Source organism: Paenibacillus aceris, assembly GCF_017874035.1.
Classification (GTDB): domain Bacteria; phylum Bacillota; class Bacilli; order Paenibacillales; family NBRC-103111; genus Paenibacillus_E; species Paenibacillus_E aceris.
On sequence record NZ_JAGGKV010000006.1, the window covers coordinates 179,800 to 201,680 of the forward strand.

The 21,881-nt window shown below is 47.9% G+C and carries 18 protein-coding genes; 6 read left to right on the forward strand and 12 right to left on the reverse strand.

Going from position 1 to position 21,881, the window contains the following annotated elements:
* Positions 1–29: 29 nt before the first annotated feature.
* The 5 genes from J2Z65_RS13665 to J2Z65_RS13685 form a co-directional block, all read right to left on the reverse strand.
* Complete coding sequence (locus tag J2Z65_RS13665; RefSeq protein WP_167060885.1) at positions 30–797, reverse strand: DeoR/GlpR family DNA-binding transcription regulator; 768 nt, start codon at positions 795–797, stop codon at positions 30–32.
* 9 nt (positions 798–806) lie between these two features.
* Complete coding sequence (rhaB, locus tag J2Z65_RS13670) at positions 807–2,309, reverse strand: rhamnulokinase (protein ID WP_167062671.1); 1,503 nt, start codon at positions 2,307–2,309, stop codon at positions 807–809.
* Entirely contained in the window at positions 2,303–3,523 is a 1,221-nt protein-coding gene (rhaI, locus tag J2Z65_RS13675) for an L-rhamnose isomerase (RefSeq protein ID WP_167060890.1), read from the reverse strand. The genes rhaB and rhaI overlap by 7 nt, the downstream gene beginning before the upstream one ends.
* A gap of 33 nt (positions 3,524–3,556) precedes the next feature.
* Positions 3,557–5,626, reverse strand: a complete 2,070-nt coding sequence (locus J2Z65_RS13680) for a bifunctional aldolase/short-chain dehydrogenase (RefSeq protein WP_167060894.1) — start codon at positions 5,624–5,626, stop codon at positions 3,557–3,559.
* Between the two features lie 340 nt (positions 5,627–5,966).
* The gene (locus tag J2Z65_RS13685) at positions 5,967–6,845 is read right to left on the reverse strand and encodes a DMT family transporter (protein ID WP_167060898.1); all 879 of its coding nucleotides are present in this window, start codon (positions 6,843–6,845) and stop codon (positions 5,967–5,969) included.
* A 133-nt stretch (positions 6,846–6,978) separates the two neighbouring features.
* On the opposite strand from J2Z65_RS13685, the gene J2Z65_RS13690 reads away from it, so the two are divergent.
* Positions 6,979–7,842 (forward strand): LysR family transcriptional regulator, encoded by an 864-nt coding sequence (locus J2Z65_RS13690; RefSeq protein WP_167060903.1) that lies wholly within the window; start codon positions 6,979–6,981, stop codon positions 7,840–7,842.
* 15 nt (positions 7,843–7,857) lie between these two features.
* Here J2Z65_RS13690 and J2Z65_RS13695 read toward each other — a convergent pair whose 3' ends face one another.
* The 3 genes from J2Z65_RS13695 to J2Z65_RS13705 form a co-directional block, all read right to left on the reverse strand.
* Positions 7,858–8,469 (reverse strand): SLOG family protein, encoded by a 612-nt coding sequence (locus J2Z65_RS13695; protein WP_167060907.1) that lies wholly within the window; start codon positions 8,467–8,469, stop codon positions 7,858–7,860.
* A 77-nt stretch (positions 8,470–8,546) separates the two neighbouring features.
* Positions 8,547–9,587 carry a dienelactone hydrolase family protein gene (locus tag J2Z65_RS13700; protein WP_167060910.1) on the reverse strand — a complete coding sequence of 347 codons (1,041 nt, stop codon included), beginning with the start codon at positions 9,585–9,587 and terminating at the stop codon, positions 8,547–8,549.
* A 21-nt stretch (positions 9,588–9,608) separates the two neighbouring features.
* Positions 9,609–10,892: a Gfo/Idh/MocA family protein gene (locus J2Z65_RS13705; RefSeq protein WP_167060913.1), complete on the reverse strand. Its 1,284-nt coding sequence runs from the start codon at positions 10,890–10,892 to the stop codon at positions 9,609–9,611.
* A 157-nt stretch (positions 10,893–11,049) separates the two neighbouring features.
* Here J2Z65_RS13705 and J2Z65_RS13710 point away from each other — a divergent pair, with 157 nt between their 5' ends.
* Positions 11,050–11,871 carry a helix-turn-helix domain-containing protein gene (locus tag J2Z65_RS13710; protein ID WP_167060916.1) on the forward strand — a complete coding sequence of 274 codons (822 nt, stop codon included), beginning with the start codon at positions 11,050–11,052 and terminating at the stop codon, positions 11,869–11,871.
* Between the two features lie 741 nt (positions 11,872–12,612).
* Here the strand turns inward: J2Z65_RS13710 and uxaC are convergent.
* From uxaC to J2Z65_RS13725, 3 genes are all read right to left on the reverse strand, one after another.
* Complete coding sequence (gene uxaC, locus J2Z65_RS13715; RefSeq protein ID WP_167060919.1) at positions 12,613–14,013, reverse strand: glucuronate isomerase; 1,401 nt, start codon at positions 14,011–14,013, stop codon at positions 12,613–12,615.
* A gap of 126 nt (positions 14,014–14,139) precedes the next feature.
* The gene (locus tag J2Z65_RS13720; protein WP_167060922.1) at positions 14,140–15,072 is read right to left on the reverse strand and encodes a VanW family protein; all 933 of its coding nucleotides are present in this window, start codon (positions 15,070–15,072) and stop codon (positions 14,140–14,142) included.
* Positions 15,073–15,242: 170 nt separating this feature from the next.
* Positions 15,243–16,052 (reverse strand): phytanoyl-CoA dioxygenase family protein, encoded by an 810-nt coding sequence (locus J2Z65_RS13725; RefSeq protein WP_167060925.1) that lies wholly within the window; start codon positions 16,050–16,052, stop codon positions 15,243–15,245.
* A 161-nt stretch (positions 16,053–16,213) separates the two neighbouring features.
* On the opposite strand from J2Z65_RS13725, the gene J2Z65_RS13730 reads away from it, so the two are divergent.
* From J2Z65_RS13730 to J2Z65_RS13745, 4 genes are all read left to right on the forward strand, one after another.
* Positions 16,214–16,987 carry a helix-turn-helix domain-containing protein gene (locus J2Z65_RS13730; RefSeq protein WP_167060930.1) on the forward strand — a complete coding sequence of 258 codons (774 nt, stop codon included), beginning with the start codon at positions 16,214–16,216 and terminating at the stop codon, positions 16,985–16,987.
* A 68-nt stretch (positions 16,988–17,055) separates the two neighbouring features.
* Entirely contained in the window at positions 17,056–18,288 is a 1,233-nt protein-coding gene (locus tag J2Z65_RS13735; protein WP_167060934.1) for an aminopeptidase, read from the forward strand.
* Positions 18,289–18,490: 202 nt separating this feature from the next.
* A complete protein-coding gene (gene rocF, locus J2Z65_RS13740) occupies positions 18,491–19,408 on the forward strand; it encodes an arginase (protein WP_167060937.1) in 918 nt (305 codons plus the stop codon).
* Positions 19,409–19,544: 136 nt separating this feature from the next.
* Positions 19,545–20,255: a DUF1361 domain-containing protein gene (locus tag J2Z65_RS13745; protein ID WP_167060940.1), complete on the forward strand. Its 711-nt coding sequence runs from the start codon at positions 19,545–19,547 to the stop codon at positions 20,253–20,255.
* 81 nt (positions 20,256–20,336) lie between these two features.
* Here J2Z65_RS13745 and aspA read toward each other — a convergent pair whose 3' ends face one another.
* Positions 20,337–21,755 (reverse strand): aspartate ammonia-lyase, encoded by a 1,419-nt coding sequence (aspA, locus tag J2Z65_RS13750; protein ID WP_193580982.1) that lies wholly within the window; start codon positions 21,753–21,755, stop codon positions 20,337–20,339.
* Positions 21,756–21,881 lie beyond the last annotated feature (126 nt).

Below are 21,881 nucleotides of genomic sequence, written 5' to 3' on the forward strand. Positions count from 1 at the left end.
CATACTGGTGATGGAAGGAACAATGTCGATTACTCTTTATCTAATTGAATGACGTGCACACCTTTTTCACGAATCCGGTCCACGTCTTCCTTATTCGTTTGTCCGTCTGTAATGACATGCTTAATTTCGGGCCAAGCCGCCACTTGCGTTAAAGATTGCATACCGAATTTGCTATGATCGGCCAGCAGGTACGTTTCGTCGGCAATCGAGATCATTTTGCGCTTAATAAGCGCTTGAAGCTCGTTCGACTCGCTGATGCCGCGCTGAATATGAACCCCTTTGCAGGAGAGGAAAAGCTTATGAACGTGGTACATGTCCAGCGATCTCTCCGCCAGTGGTCCTACATAGGACAACGATTTAGGCGAGAGAAGTCCTCCGGTTGAGATCACTTGGATCTTCTCTTTGCCGCTAACCTCAAGGGCAACTTTCATCGAATTCGTCAGGATGGTCAGAGGCATATCCGGAATCAATCTGGCCATATACCAAGCCGTTGTACTCGCGTCCAAAATGATTCTGTCACCCTCACGAATATGCGATACCGCTTCCTTCGCAATACTGTTTTTGAAATCGGCATGCGCCGTTTCCCTTTCCAGGAAAGGGACTTCCGACTGCGCTTCCTTCACGCTAACGGCTCCGCCATGGCTGCGCATCAGCTTGCCTTCGCTTTCCAACCGATCCAAATCTCTTCGAATCGTTTCTTCCGTTACTTGACACAGCTCGCTGAGCTCCGTCACGCGAATGCTTCCTCTTTCATTAACTAACTGAACGATTCTCTGCCATCTTTCCGCTACCAGCATCGTCTTCCCTCATTTCATCCTCGATCGGGACGCCACCTGACAAAATGTTGCATACGCCTCCTGCCAACCCGCGCCATCCTCGGGGATGTACGTTTTGACCGGGAACGAATTCCGAATCAGCTTCCTGGCTTCGCGTAAATTCGCGATATACCCTAATGCTATCCATTGTACTACAAGGTTTCCTAAGGCACTACCCTCGACAGGACCTGCCCAAACCTCGCGCCCTGTAGCACTCGCAGTAAATTGACAGAGCAGCTCATTTTGAATGCCGCCGCCAACGATATGAAGTCCAGGGTACGTTTTCCCCGTGAGCTGTTCGGTCCGCTCCAGGACAAACCGGTATTTGAGAGCTAAGCTTTCCAAAATACAACGTACGATCTCACCTTCAGACTGCGGCTCCGTCTGCTGCGTTTCCCGGCAATACTGCTGAATTTGCTTCGGCATATGCTGAGGATTCAGGAACATATCGTCATCCGGATCGATGAACGATTGGAACGGCTTCGCCTGTTCAGCAAGCTTGACAAGAGCGGCAAAACTGAGGTTTTTGCCTTCCTTATCCCACGTCCGTTTGCACTCTTGGATCAACCACAAGCCCATAATGTTCTTCAGTAAACGGTTCGTGCCATACACGCCGCCTTCGTTCGTGAAGTTCCACGCTAAAGCCTTTTCGGTTAGGACTGGCTCCATCGTTTCAGTGCCCAATAAAGACCAAGTGCCGCAGCTTAAAAAAGCAAAGTCATCGTCTAGCGCAGGAACCGCAACAACGGCAGAAGCCGTATCATGCTCGCCAACGGCTATGACAGGGATGGAAGCAACATCAAGCTCCTCGCAGATGTCTTGGGTTAATGAGCCTAGACGTGTGCCCGAAGGAACCGGCTCCAGTAACAAATCGCCTGGAAGATCCAGCTGTTCCAGAAGGTCTGCATCCCACGTCTTTGTTGTCGCATTCAAGAGCTGTGTCGTCGTAGAGTTCGTGTACTCGCTATGTTTCTCGCCAGTTAAGAAGTAGCGGAGCAAATCAGGAATCATCAAAAGCGTTTCAGCACGCTCAAGCAGTTCCGGATTTCGCTCTTTGATCGCAGCCAATTGAAAAATGGAGTTGAATTGCAGAAATTGTAGTCCCGTTTTGGCATAAAGCTTTTCGCGACCTACGGTTGCGAACACTTTCTCCATGACATGGTCGGTCTGGTGATCGCGATAATGGTATGGATTCCCAAGCAACTCGCCATTCTTGGAGAGAAGACCGAAATCTACCGCCCAGGAATCGATGGCCAAACTTTCGATATCCGTATAGCCCAAATGCTTTGTCTGTAAAATACCTTGCTTCAATTCATGAAACAATCTCAAAATGTCCCAGTGAAGGCGGCCCGCCACCCTCACCGGATCATTCGAAAAGCGGTGAATTACCTCGATCGTCACTTGGCCCGCTTCAGAATCAAGGCGTCCGACGATCGCTCTGCCGCTGCTTGCTCCCAAATCAAAGGCCAGAACGCTTGAGGGTTTACTCACCAGCTCGCACCGCCTTTGCCGCGAACATTAATGCTTTCGTCGTAGCCGCTTTCTAAGTAAGCTTTCATCGGGTCCACAGGTACGCCGATTTCTTCACGAACCGCATGCAGCAGCGGTGTCACGTCGAATTCAAAAGCTTTACGAACCGCGTCTTCCGCACCAAGAACGTCTTGACGCTCTTGAGCGTCTTTTACTTCGTCCAGGTTGATCAACAGCGCTTTTGCGTACTGAGTTTGAACGTTTAGCACAGAACGCAGCATCGCAGGAATTTTACGCTCAATATTGTGGCTTTGGTCGATCATGTACGCAATATTGTTTGCTGCTTGACGAATTTGCGGGTTTTTATCGTTTGATGCATCAAGGATTTGGTAGAAAATCAAGAACAATTCGTAAGGATTTACGGATCCTACAATTAAGTCATCATCCCCATATTTGCGAGAGTTGAAGTGGAAGCCGCCGAGTTTATTTTCATCTAATAAGTAAGTCACGATATGCTCAATGTTTGTACCTTGCGGGTGGTGGCCAGTGTCTACAAGCACTTCCGCTTGAGGACCTAATTTGTTGGCCATATTGAACGCCATGCCCCAGTCAGCCAAATCCGTGTGGTAGAAGGCAGGCTCATAGAACTTGTATTCAATCAACATGCGCATGCTTGGAGTCATAGCGTCGTACATTTCTTTGAGCGCTTCATACATCCAAGTTTTGCGTGCACGAATATCCACTTGCCCCGGGTAGTTGGAACCGTCAGCGAACCATAGGCTCAAAATGTCAGAACCCACTGTTTTGGCGATGTCCACACACTCCAGCAAGTGATCCGTCGCTTTGCGGCGAATCGCTGCGTTCGAATTCGTCACGCTGCCGAAGATATAGTCATCCTCTTGAAAAAGGTTAGGGTTCACTGCTCCGATGGAAACGCCTAGATCAGCCGCATGCTGCTTCAGCTTCGCATAATCGTCCACTTTATCCCAAGGAATATGGATCGCAACCGACGGGCATACACCCGTCAGCTTATGAACCTGTGCTGCATCCTCGAACTTCTCGAAAGGATTGCGCGGCACGCCGTTTTGCTTGAACACTTTGAAGCGAGTCCCGGAATCCCCGTAGCCCCAGGATGGAGTTTCTACTTTGAGGGCTTTCAGCTTGGCTTTTACGGCAGCCAGATCAATACCTCTATTTGCTTGCTGTTCTTCAAACAGCGCATATGCTTTATCGCTCATCGGATAATAGCCTCCTTTTGGATATGGAACGGATTAGCGGGTGAATGCAGCCGGAACGCCGCCGTCAACTGTGAGCATGCAGCCAGTCGTTTTCTCTGCTTTGGAAGAAGCGAAGTACACGATAGCTTCCGCAACGTCTTTCGGGAAAATATTAACAAGCAGTGTCGTTCTCTTACGGTAGTGCTCTTCCAGTTGATCCGGTTCAATGCCATAAGCAGCAGCGCGCTCATTGCGCCAGTTGGAATTCCAGATCGCGGAACCTTGCAGAATTGCATCCGGCAATACGGAGTTCACGCGAATACCGTACTCGCCGCCCTCGGCTGCGATACAACGTGCCAAGTGAATTTCAGCCGCTTTTGCTGTTGAGTAAGCAGAAGCATTTTTACCTGCGAATACGGAGTTTTTGGAGCCAACGAATACCATGCTTCCGCCAACGTTTTGTTTTTTCATAATTTTAAACGCTTCTCTAGCTACCAAGAAATATCCTGTGCTGAGCACGTTCATGTTCAAGTTCCACTCTTTGAGGGAAGTTTCATCAAAAGGACTCGACGTCGCAAGGCCCGCGTTATTCACGATAATGTCAATACCGCCGTAGCTGAGAATCGAATCGCGATATGCGGCTTCCACTTCTTCTTCCTTCGTTACGTCCATTTTCACGGCAATAGCTCTGTTCTCGCCATATTGCTCGTTCAGCTCAGCCGCTAATTTCTGTGCACCTTCAAGATTCAGGTCTGCCAGCACGACGTGCGCGCCGTCTTTGAGGAATTGACGAGCTGTTACGCTTCCGATTCCGCCTGCGCCGCCTGTGATGAAAGCGATTTTGCGGGAGAATTCCGCTTCTGCAGGAGCAAGCGTCAATTTATATAGTTCAAGTGGCCAGTATTCCACGTTGTAAGACTCGTTTTCGCTTAAGGAAACGAACGTTCCAAGAGCTGTTGCGCCTCTCATTACGGAGATTGCACGGTGATAAAGCGCGCCGCTTACTTGCGCCATTGCCCAGCTTTTGCCAGTGTTAATCATCCCGATTCCCGGAATCAAAATAACGCGAGGAGCCGTTTCGAAAATCACGTCGCCTTCATTTTTGTTACGCTCAAAGTAGGCTTTGTACTCTTCTTTGTATGCTGCGATGCCTGCTTGCAGTGCCTCTGTCAAGGAAACCGCATCACGGGTGTTCGGATTCCAGTCGATGTACAGCGGCTTCATTTTTGTATGAACCAAGTGATCCGGGCATGCTGCGCCTACTTGGGATAGTACAGCTGCATCTTTGCTGTTTACGAACTTCAATACATCGTCAGCGCTGTCGACTGTAAGGATCATTTTCTTCTCTTGGCTTACAGCACCGCGAACGATAGGCAGCACTTGCGCCAAAATATCGTTGCGCTCGGAATCGGAAAGAGACTCGTATTTGGAGCCGCCATACAGGTTACCTTCATTGACACGCGCTTCGATAAAGCTTTCAGCTTCATTGATGATCGCAAGCGTTTTGAGGTAGCTCTCTTCGGATGTTTCGCCCCATGTAACCAAACCATGCTTCTCCATCAGCACTAGCTCGGCTTTCGGGTTGTTTCTTACGCCTTCAGCGATCATTTTGGAAAGTGTGAAACCAGGACGTACATAAGGTACCCATACAAAACGGTCGCCATAAATTTCTTTCGCCAGTTCACGGCCGTTATGAGCGCAGCATAGCGAGATAATCGCATCCGGATGCGTGTGATCCACATGTTTGAAAGGCAAGAACGCATGTAAAAGCGTCTCAATCGAAGCACGCGGGTGCTTGCTGTCGATCATGCAGTTTACAAGGTAAGCGACCATTTCTTCATCGGACATTTCGTCTCTTTCGTACAAAGGACGAATATCTTCCATGCGAAGACCTGTGAAATTCTTTGCTTTCATCGTCGCAAGGTCGGAACCGCTTCCTTTGACCCACATCACTTCAACGTCACGGCCGCGGAAATCCTTCTCGATTGTTTTGTAAGAAGTATTGCCTCCGCCCCAGTTAGCAACTGCGCGATCTGTCCCTAGTAAGTTGGAACGGTATACCAATTCCTCTACGCCTTTTGATACGTTACTTGCCTTTTCTGCTTCCCACAAATTCGCAACCATAAGTACCTCCTAATTATAGGGATCTTCGAGCAGCGGCCCAAAGTCTCCTTGTTACATCCCATGAGTATGTGTTTGTTTTTGATGGGTTTATCTTATCACATCTTTGTTTGTTTTTGAATAATTATTTTTATTTTTGTTTTTCTGCGGTAAAAGGAAGACAAAAACACCTCCATCGGGGTAATGGAGGTGTGGGAATTCCGGCGATTATTGCGGGATTGGCTCAAATTTCACTCTTTAACGCGCTGTAGAACATGCTTATCGGTGCCGGGTGGGGGGGATTCCAAGTAATGTGGCTCCAACCGGCCATGCGAGGTGCGGTTCCGCTTTTGTTTTAGCACCATCATCGTACTCTCGCCAAACGCCCCTCAGAGCGTGCCTTCCCCTCCCAATTCACCAAAAAGATACCCACACAGATAAAAGCACCGCCCAGACCGACATACCACGCGACCTTTTCACCAAGCAGCAGCCAACTGGAGAGAAGCCCGAACACCGGAACTAGAAACAAGAAGGCGCTAGTTTTGGCCGGGTCTCCGCTGCGAAGCAAATAAAACCAAAGGGAGAATTGAACGATCGATCCCAAGATAACAAGCCAAAGCACCACAGCTACGGACGTAGACGTAAATGTAAAATACGGATGCTCAGTCACTGCACTCAGAAGGAGAAGCGCAATCCCACCTGCAAGCATTTGATAAGCTGCCAGCACTGTCATATCAAACTCAACTCCCCATCGCTTAATGAGCAGCGTAGATGCAGCGAAAAAGATTGCACCTGCAAAGCCAATCAGCATACCCGCCTGGAAATTCATCTGAAGTCCAAAGGTAATGAGCACACCGATAAAACCGAGGGCTACGCCGATCCATTGGCGCCCGCGGTACTTTGCTCCCGTCAAGAAAGTACCCAGTACGATAACGAGCAGCGGGTTCGTGCATGTAATAATTGAGGATTCACCCGAGGTGATCCAGTTCATACTGTAATAGGCACAGCCCATCACGCCGGCAGATTGAAACAGCCCGATTAACGCCGCTTTGCCCCACATCCAGCCAACTGGACGAGACTTTTTCCAAACGATAACAGCCAATATTCCCCCTGCCAAAACAAAGCGGATTCCCATCAAAAAGAAAGGCGTCGCATACGCCATCCCTACCTTCCCAACGGGAAAAGCAACTCCCATGACAAAGGTTGTGACCAGAATTAGTGCGATATACTTATATTTGTTCATCCAAAAAAACCTCCTTTACAACAAGATGATCTCATTGTAAAGGAGGTTTGAAATTATGTATAATGATTACTATAGATATTTGATATCACAAATAATGATACCAAAATGCACAACACAGAGGAGGTTCATAACGATGGAAAGCGCAGATCTACGAGTGTTTCAAATGGTTGCCCGTGAAGGCTCCGTTACCAAAGCTGCTGGGCGCCTTGGTTATGTGCAGTCCAATATTACTGCTCGCATTCAGCAGTTGGAGTCAGAGCTGCAGACGGTCCTCTTTTTCCGGCATAATCGAGGCATGTCATTAACATCCAATGGAAAAACGTTGCTAACGTATGCTGATAAAATCGTGGGTTTGCTGGATGAAGCTGTCCTTGCACTATCTACCTCCGCAGAACCCAGCGGACCGCTTATGATTGGCTCGACACAGACGGCAGCTGCGGTGAGGCTTCCCAAACTGCTTGCCTTCTACTACGAAAAGCATTCCAATGTCCAGCTCTCTTTGAGGACAGGACATTCCCAATATTTAATTGAGAAAGTGCTTCACTACGAGCTGGATGGCGCTTTTATCGGCTGTTCCTGCACACATCCTGACTTGCAGTCCATTACGGCTTTTGAAGAAGAATTAGTCGTAGCTGCCGGCCCTAACGTAGCAAGTCTCACAGAGGCCTTAATGAAACCCATACTTGTCTTTAGCACGGGTTGCTCCTATCGGGAGATTTTGGAACAATGGCTGCAGTCAATCGGCAAAACACAACCGATGATGATGGAGTTCGGCATGCTTGAAGCCATTATCGGCGGTGTGTCCGCAGGGCTTGGGATTTCGCTCATGCCCAAAGCTGTCACGAAAAAGCATGAAGCGGAAGGTTTAATTCGCACTTTTGAGATTCCACAGCCTTATCGTTATATCAAAACCGAATTCATTACGCGCAAGGATGCATTCGTTAGCAGTTCATTAAGCGCTTTTCTCGGTATGCTGCCGGGAACGGCTGAGGTATGATGTAAAGAGCCCTTCCTATATCTCCTCAAAATCCGTGCGATCACCGGGCTGTTCCGCATCCCCCCACTGATCACCGTGCTGATTATCCTGTTCATCTTCTGCGACATTCTGCAGATCGTTGGCATTGATCGTGATGATCGGGTAGTCGTGGTGGACCGCCACCTGCACAGCTTGCTGCTTCATGAACTTAGGAGACCCTTCCGTATCCTCATCATACACGAGAAGAATGCCATCCGAATTGCGCAGCAGAAACTTGTCCCGTTCCTTAAACTGCCAGGGTCCCTCATATTTCGTTTTCGTGATGCTATTTACGTAATTTGCCCGAGTAATGACGCTCGTGTAGCAATTTTTTTTCTCGTCGCTCCACTTCTCTTCCTGCTCCAAAAAAGGCGTAATAACAGCCAACTTCAGATCTGGATAGGAGCTCGCTCGAAGATCAAGCACCGCCTCGGCAGCCCACAGCTCGACGCCCCATCCGCCGCTGACAACGACCCATTCTAGACCTTCTTCAATCAGCGGGGCGAGTCTTTTTTGAACTGCTTTTTTGATAATCGGGATACCCGGATGTTTTAATGAAAAAATGCCCAGCTCAGATGCTTTATATCCAGTAATTAAGATTCGTTTCAAAGAATGCCACCACCTTGTAAACTCTTTCTACAGGGTAGCATAGATAGAAACCGATAGAAAGCAAAAAGAGCCGCCGGTTAACGACCGGACAGCTCTTTTTCCATAACTTCAACAAGCCAAGGATATGCCTGGGTCCCATTGACTTCGTGCTTGCCTTCGTACAAATGAAATCCCAGATTCTCAGCCGCACCCGCTTCTGCGTATTGATCCTGCAAATACTGAATCGCAACTTCCACCGTAGCAACCGGGAATATGCGATCCTGCTTGCCTGAAGCAATAAACAGCGGGCGAGGCGCAATTAGCCCCATTAATTCGGGCAATTCCGCATACGCCAAAGCACCTGGCAAGTAGTTATCAATGCAATGACGAACATGCATAATGCTGCCCTTGAACGTATTGGGGAACGCGCAGAGCACGGTAGCTTTGACACGTTCATCAAGTGCTGCGGCATAAGAGGCGATCAGTGCTCCTCCCGAGAAGCCAAAGCAGCCTACACTGTGGGCGGCGACATCCTCGCGGGACAACATATAGTCAATGGCCCGCTGCGCTTCCTGGACGCGAAGCCCCGCGAGCGATATGCCATACAGCAGCAAATGTGAAGCGAGCGCTTGGCAAGATGAGTTGCCAACTTTTCCATCCTTCACATCCTCAACCAACCTGCGATCGCCGAAACCGATAACCTCCGGCACCATGACGACGAAGCCGCGCCTCACTAATTCCAGCGCATAATTGCCGTGGGAATCCGGTTCCCCAGTGTTTTCCGAGCCATCTGGCAGCAGTCCTGAGATTTGCCTGCTGCCATAACCATGCCCGTGCAGAGCAAGCACTGCGGCAGACGGTCCCTTTTTCCCTTTAGGTATGAGGACATAAGCTGGAACGCGGAATCCCAGCACCGTACCGAACTCGATGCGCTCTCTAATATGATCTTCCCACTCAACCCGCTCGAGAAGAACGGGACGGAGCTCATCTTCCTCCAACATCCCGATTTGCAAAGAGCCCGCTAGGCCTTGCTTAAGCCTCTCTCTGGTCTGATCGGCAGTCTCTTGCCCCTGCTGCGCCTGACGTTTTTGCTCATAGGAATGATAAAGATTCTCCATGATAGCATCTGGATTCCACATACGATCCTCCACCCTCATCTGCTAAAAAGTGACTAGTTTGTCAACAGCAACCGGTTGTCCCGTACGGAGTGAAATATTGCCCGCGATACCCGTAAGAATCGACATTGCACCGTCAACATGGGATGCCGCTCTTTGGAAGCGGTCGTCAGACGCTTTTTCAAAAATATCGCGGAGCAGCACAGGATCGCCGCCGCCATGTCCGCCAACGCCTTCCTCGATTTGAACTTGGTACGGAGGAGCGAACATTGGGAACACTTTAATCGTTTTCTCTTTTAAAGCGCCTTCGTCTTCTTTTTTGCCGCCGGAATTGACGTACGATTTCTCAACAACTTTCATTTCAATACGGCCCTTGCTGCCGTTAATTTGTACGCTGAAGCCTTCCCATGGCATATAAGCATTCAGGGAATACGTCATAATGGCTTTATTTTTATAACGGACCATAACGCCCATCGTATCTTCAATATTAATGCCGTCGCCGAAAACGCTTTGATCACGCTGGTACCCATCTTCATGCTCCGCATTTAAATATAAACCCTTGAGGTGCTCATTTCGATCCAAGTGGAGGGCAAAAGGGTCGTCCTTCGCGTTTTCATTCCCTGTTGCGCGTTGATAGAACTTCGTTTCTCCGCGTTTTTCTGCGTTTTCCCGCCCGTAGAACATCAAGCCGCCCATTGCAAAAACCGTATCAGGACGCGTCCCTAACCAGAAATTCACAAGGTCAAAATGATGCGTCGATTTGTGCACCAACAGCCCGCCGCCATTGCGCTTATCGCGGTGCCATCTGCGGAAATAGTCTGCGCCATGCTCGGTATTCAATAGCCATTCAAAATGCACGGAATGTACGTCGCCAATCGTTCCATCCATAATTAACTCGCGAATTTTCGTATTGTGCGGTGCATAGCGGTAATTGAAGGTCACGCGAAGCTGACGTCCTGTCCGTTTGATTGCGTCGAGAATTTCTTGGCATTTCTCTTCATCCACCGTCATCGGTTTCTCCGAAATGACATCGCAACCTAGCTCCATCGCTTTAATGATATACGTATGATGTGTACGGTCGACTGTGGTTACAATTACATAATCAGGCTTTTCCGTGCGGATCATCTCTTCGAATTGATCTGCTTTATAAGTTGGTACCGCCTCATATTCGTATTTTTTTTGCAGCAAACCGTTTGTGAAGTCCATTCTCGTTTGATTAATATCGCAAATCGCGACCAGCTCTGATGTATCTTTGAAATCCCTTACGATAGCGCCATAAAAAAATTCAGCCCGTCCTCCGGTGCCGACGATTGCATAACGTTTTTTCATACGATAATACCCCTCTCGAAAATAAGTTTTCTTATCTCAAGATTAATACAATATTTGCTGCGTTTCTATTCGAATCTTATCTATTCTCTTTCAATCCTTGCATATTTTGCTATAATAACAATACATTTAAATTTGATTTGATTAAGAGGTGTCCCTCGTGAGCCAATTTGAAATTGAAAGACTGCGCAGAGATCGTCCTTTCTCCATGCAGGTGAATCATTTCCATGATCATTATGAAATCTACTATTTGCTGAGTGGTAAACGCTACTACTTTATACAAGACCGCTCATACTACATTCAAGAAGGCGACCTCGTCTTTATCGATAAAAATCAGCTTCACAAAACGCGTAATGTCGATGCGGAGGCGCATGAACGCATTTTGCTCAGTTTCGATGACAGGTGGATTCGCTCCATCGGTGAAGATGCGGCTGCGCATTTACTTGTCCCTTTTGTGCAAAAGCAGCATGTATTTTCTCTGAACGGTACGAATCGAACCCTAGTGGAGAACCTGTTGTTCCAACTGCTTCGGGAACAGCAGCAGGGGCTAGGCGGATGGCAATTAAACAGCCGGGCGCTGTTTACGCAGCTGCTTATTTTCTGTTCGCGGCTGACGGATAAACTCAGTTCGGTTCAAGAGCACCCGCAAGCTCATAATCCCAAAATATTCGAGATTGTTGCTCACATCAACGAGCATTATCGAACTCGGCTGACACTTGCCTCCATTTCGGAGACGTTCTATATCAGTCCCAGCTATTTTTGCCGTTCTTTTAAAGAGACGACTGGCTTTTCGTTCGTTGAATACTTGAACAATGTGCGGATCAGGGAAGCGCAGCGGCTTCTCAGGGAAACGAAGCTGAAAGTGATTCATATCGCTGAGCAATCCGGCTTCGACAGTGTCGCGCATTTCGGCCGCGTATTTAAGCAGGTAACCTCGCAAACCCCGCTGGAATGCCGGAAGCTAATGCGGCTGAGCCAGTAGTGAGTGAGCGTGGCCTGGACTTTCCTATCCATTTACATTTAAATGGAAAAAGTCATATTAATTTCTTCATAGGAGCCATGCTAGAGGCGGATAGATGGAAATTCTAATTGCTTAGAATTCGAGCAATGTGAGGTTTAGCAGCTGAAATAGCAGGAGGAATTCCTGGTATTGCCTATTTTACTGCCTCGGAGGAAGTTTGGGGAAAATGCGGAAGTGTGTGAGGGGTAGCCGCGCAGAAAGTACGAGGGTTCGAGCGGTAATCCGGGCTGGGAACTGTGAGGGAGCAGGGGCAGAATGCGCGTGGACTCGAGCGGTGAGGAGAGCTGGTGAGGTTAGAGGAACTATGGTCCTCTATTTCAGTCATATTCCACCATTTGACAGATGAAAGGGAACCACGATCCGCTATTTTGGCGATATTAACCAATTTATGCTCAATGTGGAGGAATAAGATCCTATAGTTCCCTTAAAGCTACCAAAATGGCTATTTTCGCCGAAATAACGCCCTGTAGTTCCCTCCGAACACCGGTGGGTTACAATTGAGTCACTTCGGGGCTACTGGAGGGCACTGATAGTGCTACTGATGAGCTGCTAATGAGCTGTTGGTGAGCTACCGGTGAGTTACTGGTGAATTACTGGTGTACTTTCCGTGCACCTACACTACTGTCACGAGAACGGTAGCTCACTCTCATAACAAAGGCTCCCCAAAGTAGATCACTCTACTTTGGGGAGCCTCTTTGCTATTTAAAATCCAAAATATTGTTTCGCGTTATTGTAGGAAATGCCTTGAACCAATTGCTTGAGCAGCTGCTCGTCGTTCGGGAACTCGCCAGCTTCGACCCACTCACCGAACATGTTGCACAAAATTCTGCGGAAATACTCATGTCTTGTGTACGACAAGAAGCTTCTGGAGTCGGTAAGCATTCCAACGAAACGGCCAAGCAATCCGAAATTGCCGAGCGATTTCATCTGCGAAACCATGCCGTCTTTCGTATCGTTAAACCACCAAGCGGCGCCAAGTTGAATTTTGCCTGGGATACCGTCGCCTTGGAAGCTACCCATCAAAGAGGCGAGAATTTCATTGTCGCGCGCATTCAAGGAATAAAGAATAGTTCTAGGCAGTGAATCAGCAACAGCCAATGAGGAAAGCAGACCAGTAAGCGCGCTCGCTACAAGGCTATCGTTAATGGAGTCAAATCCAGTGTCTGGACCCAGTTTCGCAAAAGCTTGTCCGTTATTGTTGCGGGATGCGTTGATATGGTACTGCATCGCCCAATCCAGCTTTTTGTACACGCCGCCTAGGAACAACAAAGTGAATGCTTTATATTTTTTCTCATCTTCCAGACTAACCGAGTTACCAGCCAGCGCCGATTTGAAAATTTGTTCTACTTCTTCTTTAGTTGCCACCGCAAAAGGTACATAATCCAAAGCATGGTCAGACACTTTACAGCCTACGGAATTAAAGAATTCAGCTCTGCTTTCTAGCGCTCCAAGCAAATCGTCGTAGGACGAAATCGTGGTGCCTGCCGCTTTTTCCAGCTGGGCAATCCACGGAAGGAATGTCGCGCGGTTAATTTCTAGTGCTTTGTCAGGACGGTAAGATGGCAGCACTTGCGTATTGAAATCTTTGATTTCTTTGATTTTGATGTGATATTCCAGAGAGTCAACCGGATCGTCCGTTGTGCAGATAACCGTTACTTTGGAATTCGTAATCAGGTCTCTGGCGCGTGAACCGCCTTCAGCCAGCTTCGCATTCACTTTTTCCCAAATCGCAGGCGCATTTTGCTCATTGATCAGGTCATGTACGCCGAAGTATGTTTGAAGCTCCATGTGGGACCAGTGATACAGCGGATTGCCAATCGCCATTGGAAGCGTTCCAGCCCAAGCAACGAAACGATCATAATCGCTAGCTTCGCCAGTAACTTTGTTCTCCTCAACGCCGTTAGCACGCATCATTCTCCACTTGTAGTGGTCACCGTACAGCCATGCTTCGGTAATATTATTGAACTGTTTATTTTCATAAATCTCTTTAGGGCTTAGATGACAGTGGTAGTCAATAATCGGCAGATCTTTGGCATATTCATGGAACAAATGAACGGCAGTTTCATTGGTAAGCAAGAAATTTTCATCTAAAAACGTTTTCATAAAGTGAATTTCCACCCTTCTCTGACCTCAATGATCTGCCCTTTATTGTAGCGGAAGGTGGCGGTGAAGTCTTGTGATTTTTTGCTTTAATTTTGTGAAATATGCATATATTGACCTCGTCCATGTCTATGGAGCCGAATTCTCTACATCTGCGCCTGCCGTTATTTCTTCCGGCAAAGCTTTGGAAGCGCCCGGAACATGCCGCGGCTTATGATTAATCAACTCTGAAGAGTATATACTGACATACACCCGACCGGGCAAAGCCTGAGCCCTGATAAGAACAGGCTGATTATAGTTATTTTTGAAACTAAAATCAGGACCTCCCCAATTCACCGTCGCATCCCTTCCAGAGGGAACATAAGGAACGGATCTGCTGTGTGAGTACCTTTCCACAATCGTAAGACCCGCCCGGTCCACTGCATTAAAAAGCGTCGAGGAGATCTGGCAAATGCCTCCGCCAATCCCTTCAGAGAACTCGCCCCTGACAATGACTTTGGCTGGCATATAGCCCCTGCCACGCGTACGAACGCCAACCACACGGTTAAAAGAAAACGTTTCGTTCGGGAGAACTACGTAATTGTTAATCGCCTGAGTAGCCAATTTAATATTCGTAAAACGATGCTTATTATTTGAATTAAAATATGTCACATAATATCCGATAGGATGTACCCGAATGCTTGCAAGCAGTTCACTGTCTACTTTGGGATATATGGGCATCAGAGGAACATCGAATTTCAGCGGTCCCTCACTGTAAAAATGCTGATAAAACTGCTCCACAAATGCTTTCTTATTCAGTCTAGCGCCCGGGATCTCCTTCACAATTCCACCCGCATCGCTGATCGTGGCGTTCACCGGCTTCCGGTACGATTTCTTCTCCATCTCGGCCATAAGTCGATCTAGAAGTTCATTGTTTACCAACGGCAAATCCACATAATCAAGCATGTAGGCTTCACGCTGCACATTCGCTTGAAGCGGAGAAGTGCCGTCCTTGGTTGCGTTGTCAGGTGCTTCAGTCTGCTGTAATAAAAGCATCAGACCCGCAATCCATCCATTTATCATCAAATCAATCACCCCTCCCCTATTGTAAACAATTGAGAATTTTCCATACCAAATAAATGATTTCATGAAGACAACCACTTATACTTTCTTATCTACGCAAAAAAACCGTTCCCCAACCCTTTGTTTGGCTGAGGAACAGTCTCTCATTTAGTAGCTCATTGCTATGTCCTTTAGTGCGGATAAACGGTTTGGAACTCTTCGCCGCATGGTCCACCATCCGGGTTAATTTCTAAATCGACGGGGTCGCCGTTTTGGCGGTACAGGGGACGATAGAATTCGCTAATGTGCGTAGCCGACTCATTGGCATAATGACAGATGAACGCCCTACGGAAGCGGTCCTTCGTTTTGTTGCGATATGAGCCATGAATAAGATTGCCGTTAAAAAACAGCACGTCCCCTCTGTCCATAACGACAGGCATCGCCTTCTCGTCCTTAGGCGGCTTCACGTAATGCGTCGTAAATGACTCCTTGGCGTCTGCAAGATCCGGACAAGACAGATCAAGCGTATTCGTCTTGGGCACGACAAGCAGACCGCCGTTTTCCTCATCTGCAGCGTCAATAGCCGTCCACGCGGCAATACAGTTGCCGGGCTCGACCTGCAGATAGAAGTTATCCTGGTGAAGCGCTTGGCCGCGGGAACCTGGCGGTTTGTAATAAAACATGCTCTGCGCAGCCAGTGCCTCCTCATCATACAAATCAGCTAACACCTCCATAACGGGCTGATGCAGCATATACTTCTTCGCGGTCTCATTAAAACGGTGGGGATGCATAACTCGCGGATAGCGCTTTAGCGGATCGGTGCCGTCAGCATTCAGATCAGGTTCAAAATATCGCGGTACCACCTGCTTGGAGATTTCCTCAAAAGTCACATCGATTTCTTTCAAATCTTCTGCGGAAAATAAGCCTTTTACGATCAAATAACCTTCTCTTTCAAAATGCTCCTTTTGCTCCTCAGTCAGTTTTAGCAATGTTTTTGTCATCTTCTCTTTCCTCCAAGTTTCACTCGTGTACTTTCATGTTCTCAGCATATCGAATTTTGCTCTGCCGTAGAAGTAAGAATGCTGCTAATTACTCCTACAATTCTGCTATTTCTGTTATACTCAACTTATCGACAAACGCGGCTGGGAAGGAAGCGTTCCTAATGAATATCGAAGAAAACACATTCTTGGCAGGGCATTTTCAAGAAACAGATTCGTATGTCACCGTTCGTCCTCAGGGACGAAACGATTGGCTTCTTTGCTTCACCTTGGAAGGGGAAGGCTATTTCAAACACGCTGGTTCCGAGAGACGCTGCGGAGCCGGGGATCTCACACTTCTTGCTCCAGGGACACCGCAGCATTACGGTACGCGGAAAAACCACCGTTGGCATTTTGTTTGGGCACATTTTCCGTCTATTCTCACAGAAACGAATTTGCTGCCTAAGGAAGAGCAGCTATTCGTTACCATTGAGAGCGAATCGCTTCGGGAACGCATCTATCAAGCCTTCTCCCGCATCCTGCAGGATTCCAGGGAACGCGGAGAATATTGGTTTGAGCTGATTCTCTCCTCCTTGCGGGAAATTTTGCTCATCATGGCTCAGAAAACAAGCCGTAAAATGGACCCTCGCATTGAGGAAGTCCTCTACCTGCTGTCACAACAGATGCGCGAGCCTGTCCGCATCGAGGAGCTGGCTGAGCATGTCGGGCTCTCTCCTTCAAGACTTGCTCACCTTTTCAAAGCCAGCACCGGGTATTCCATAATCGATTCTCTCAACCGGATGCGGATTAGGCAGGCTGCTCTCCTTCTAGAGCATACGCAGCGCAGCGCTTCAGAAGTTTGCTATGACGTAGGCTTTCAAAACTATAATCACTTCACGAATCAATTCCGCAAATGGCACGGTACAAACCCCAGCACCTTCATGAAAGAACGACGGTAAAATTTATTTGACAGTTCGCACCCCGCGCGATAAACTGCAAGCAAGCTATAGAAAAAAGGAGGATTTCTATGACCTTTGAACGCAATCTCGAAAAATATGCGGAGCTTATCGTCCGCGTCGGTGTGAATATCCAGTCTGGGCAAACGCTTTGGATAAACGCCCCCATACTCCAACCTGCTCTCGTGCGACTCATATCCCGTAAAGCATATGAAGCAGGCGCCAAACACGTACATATCGAATGGCAAGATGAAATCAGTACACAAATCAAATATTTGAATGCGCCAGAAGAAGCTTTTCACGAGTACCCCTCCTGGCGAGCTGATGCGCTTAACGAATTAGCGGACAATAACGGGGCTTATCTGTTAATTGATGCGGTTGATCCTGAACTTTTGAAAGACGTCGATCCTGCACGTATCTCTGCAAACTCCAAAGCCGCAGGTCCTAAATTGGTAAAATGGAGAGAAAGCATGTCCTCCTATTTCATGACCTGGTCGATTGCTGCTGCGCCAACTCCGGCCTGGGCCCGCAAAGTGTTCCCGCAAATGGATGAACAAGCTGCCATGGATGCCTTATGGGATGCGATCTTCAAAGCTACCCGTGCGGATCAAGACAATCCTGTGCAGACTTGGCACGAGCACAATGCGACCCTGCGCAGCAAAAGAGAGCAGCTTAACGAAAAACAATTTCATAAGATCCATTACCGCGCCCCAGGCACGGAGCTAACTGCTGAGCTTCCACAAAACCATATTTGGCGTGGAGGATCTGCTACCAACGGAACAGGCGGTTTTGAATTCAACCCGAATATTCCGACGGAAGAGGTGTTCATCTCGCCGAATCGTAAAGGGACACAGGGAACAGTTCGCAGTACAAAGCCGTTAAGTTATCAAGGTAATTTGATCGACAACTTTACGATCACCTTCGATAATGGACGTGTCGTCGACTACAAGGCCGAGACAGGCTTTGAGGCTTTGAAAGCGATGATTGAAATGGATGAAGGCGCTCATTATTTGGGGGAAATTGCCCTAGTACCGCATGATTCACCGATTTCAAACTCGAATCTGATCTTTTTCAATACACTTTTTGATGAAAATGCTTCCAATCATTTGGCTCTGGGAAGAGCTTTTCCAACGTGTGTGGAAGGCGGACCTGCAATGTCCAAGGATGAGCAGCTGCAAGCCGGCCTTAACGACAGCCTGATTCATGTTGACTTTATGGTCGGTTCTGCCGACATGGACATTGACGGAGAGCATGCGGACGGCCGCATCGAACCTATTTTCCGCAAGGGTAACTGGGCATTTTAACAGAAACAAAAGAAACCTTCTAAACCCACAATAAGAGTGGAACGGAAGGTTCTTTTTTCATATAGTAAAGAAACAACCTATTTCATGCATGCTCGGACTTTTTTGCAGGATACTTGGCATTGGTTCTAGCGAAATTGGGAATGTTAGTCAGAAGGCAAACGGAAATTCTTGCAACCTTATCCAAACAAGAGGAGTTGATCGTATGAGTACCAAACCGACGATTGCTGCGATTAGCGTGCCATTTGACCTTGGAGCAGGGCGGCGCGGGGCTAGTAAAGGACCTAAAGCCATTATGCAAGCAGGCTTACTGCGAGGCTTGCAGCAGATGGGTATCACCATTCAGCATGTCGCGGAGATTCGCCTTGCTGACGATAAAGCAGCTCCTTTGGCACCCGAAGTGGATAAAACCAATTTAAAATATTTAGCTGAAGTCATCGAAGTGAATACGCGCCTAGCCGAGCAAGTTTCCAAAGCTGCGGAGCAAGGGCAATTCCCACTCGTCATTGGCGGCGATCACAGCATTGCCATTGGAACATTGGCTGGTTTATCCGGGCATTATAACAACTTAGGCGTGATTTGGATTGATGCGCATTCTGATTTAAATACAGCGGACACCAGTCCTTCCGGCAATATTCACGGCATGTCGCTCGCGATTAGCCTTGGGATGGGGCATCCTTTGTTAACTGGCATTAAGGGAGACCAAGCCAAGGTGAAACCGGAAAATATCGTTTTAATCGGCGCACGGTCGTTGGATGAAGGCGAGAAAAAGCTAATTCGTTCACTGGGCATTAAATGCTACACGATGCATGATATCGATCGCAAAGGAATGGCTGCAGTCATGCAGGATGCCATAGCTTATTTAAGCGGTAAAACAGACGGTGTTCATCTTAGCTTTGATGTCGATTCCTTAGATCCGCTTGAAGCTCCGGGCACCGGTACGGCGGTAAAAGGCGGGCTTCAATTCCGCGAAGCGCATCTCGCTGTAGAAATGCTGCATGAAGCCGGATTCATCACATCCGCCGAATTCGTTGAGGTCAACCCTCTGCTCGACGATAACAACAAAACCTCGCAATTAGCTGTCGGCCTGATTAGCTCGTTGCTCGGCAAGCAAATTTTATAACATCATAGTGGGCGGCTTACAGCCCTTTCCGAGACCCGTATTCCTCCTAATGGATGCGGGTTTTTCTGCTTGTTACATGTGGTCATAATTGGTAAAATATAGCTAATATACGAGACAGATGTGACTGGAGCTAAGAATGAAAACTTTAAACCAATGGTATCTGCAAATTTTTCTCGCCATGTTATCCTTTTTCTCGATCGCAATTTATTTGCTGCTCAAAAACCAAACGTATTATGAATTTCTGCTTTGGAATTTGTTCCTTGCTTGGATTCCCAATGTCTTTGCTTTAGCAGCTTATTTGTTACATGCACGAAAACCGTCTGCTTCAGGTAACGTTCTCATGCTCGTTTTTGGGCTAGCTTGGCTGCTGTTTCTTCCGAATGCTCCGTATATCACCACCGATTTCATTCATTTAACGCTTTTGAAGGATTCATATATACGAAACAGAACGTGGACTTTAGCTTATTGGAATGATTTATTCACTATTTTTCTATTCGCATGGAACGGGTTATTGCTAGGATGCAGCTCCATGTATATGATCCACGGTATCGTGATGAAAAGGTGGGGCCGGTTCATCTCGTGGCTGCTCATCATCGCCACTTCGCTGCTGAGCGGGTATGGCATTCTTTTGGGAAGAGAATACCGTTTGAACAGCTGGGATGCGCTGGTGAACTTGAAAATCGTAAGGATCCTGCAACAAAGCTTGCACAAAGATGCTTTTATTTTCTGTCTATTAGTGGGCTTTGTGATTCTTACGGTTTACGCAACTTTCTATCTCCTGATTAACGGAGCAGGCAGCTCGAAGCTTGCAACGGATGAAGCAAGAATGGAGCCAAGTTCGAGGTAAATGATTTCATGAGGCCATAAAAATAAACGCCCCCAGCCCATCTTCACGATGAGTCAGGGGCGTTCGTATATCAGCTCTGGCTTAGTCGGCAGGCTGCAGCAATCTTTCGCCGGCGATTCCCGGCGTCGTCATTTGAATCGGGTTGAGGATTTCTTCTATCTCCTCCGTGGTCAGCAGTCCGCGCTCCAGAATTAGCTCCTTCAGCGTCATGCCAGTGCGCACGGCCTCCTTCACCAACTGCGCGGCTACCTCGTAGCCTAGATGCGGGTTCAAAGCTGTAACGATGCCGAAGCTTTGGTCGACGAAGTTACGGCACCGCTCGCGGTCCGCTTCCAAGCCCTCAATCGCAAAGCGCTCGAATACGTCCGCCGCGTTACGCAAAATTTTCAGCGATTGCAGCAGGTTGAACGCAAGCACGGGACCCATAACGTTAAGCTCGAACTGGCCTGCTTCACACGCCAAGCATATCGTATGATCGTTGCCTATTACTTGGAACGCAACTTGGTTCACAACCTCCGGCATTACAGGGTTCACTTTTCCCGGCATGATGGACGAACCCGGCTGCCTCGGCGGCAGCTTCAACTCCCCTAAACCTGCCCGGGGGCCGGAAGCCATAAGGCGGATGTCGTTGCATATTTTCGAAAGATTCACGGCACAAACTTTCAAAGATGCAGAAAGCTCTGTGTAAGCATCCATGTTCTGAGTGCCATCAACCAAATGCTCGGCATTCACAACCGGGATTCCGCACTGATCTTTCAAATGGAACATCACGCGATCTACATACTCAGGCTTCGCATTCAATCCTGTACCTACGGCAGTTGCCCCCATGTTTACAGTCAAAAGACCCACAGAAGCTTGGCGAATCCGATTGATGTCGCGCTGCAAAACACGTGCATAGGCACCGAATTCTTGCCCAAGACGAATCGGAACTGCATCTTGAAGATGCGTTCTTCCCATTTTGATCACATCATCGAATTCCTTTTCCTTCCGGGCAAAAGCGCTCTGCAATGAGATCATCGTCTCAATTAATTGCTGGGATAATCGATAAGCGGCAATTTTGATCGCCGTTGGAATAACGTCATTCGTCGATTGGGACATATTGACATGATTGTTTGGATTACAATGGAAGTAACTGCCCTTCTCCTCGCCCATCAACTCCAGCGCACGATTGGCCAGCACTTCGTTCATGTTCATATTAATCGAGGTTCCTGCTCCGCCTTGGATGGAATCTACGATGAATTCTTCAAGCAGCTTGCCTTCTCTTACTTCTTCGGCTGCTTTTACCAAATGCTCAGCGATTTTCTTTGGCAGCATATGGGTTTCCATATTAGCCAGCGCTGCAGCTCTCTTTACTTCAGCTAAAGCTGTTATAAGCTCTGCGTGGATTTTAACGCCTGTAATCGGAAAATTCTCAAGCGCACGCATCGTTTGAATGCCGTAATAGGCATGGGCTGGAACTTGCTTTTCACCTAGAAAATCTTTTTCAATGCGAATACTCATCGTACACACCGTTCCTTTTTGATTAAAGTAACTGCTCGATGTTGCGAAGTAGGTGTTCTGGTAGCATCCTTTATGGATAAATAATTATTGACCACCGTAATGTTCGGCGTCTATCAGAACTATTCG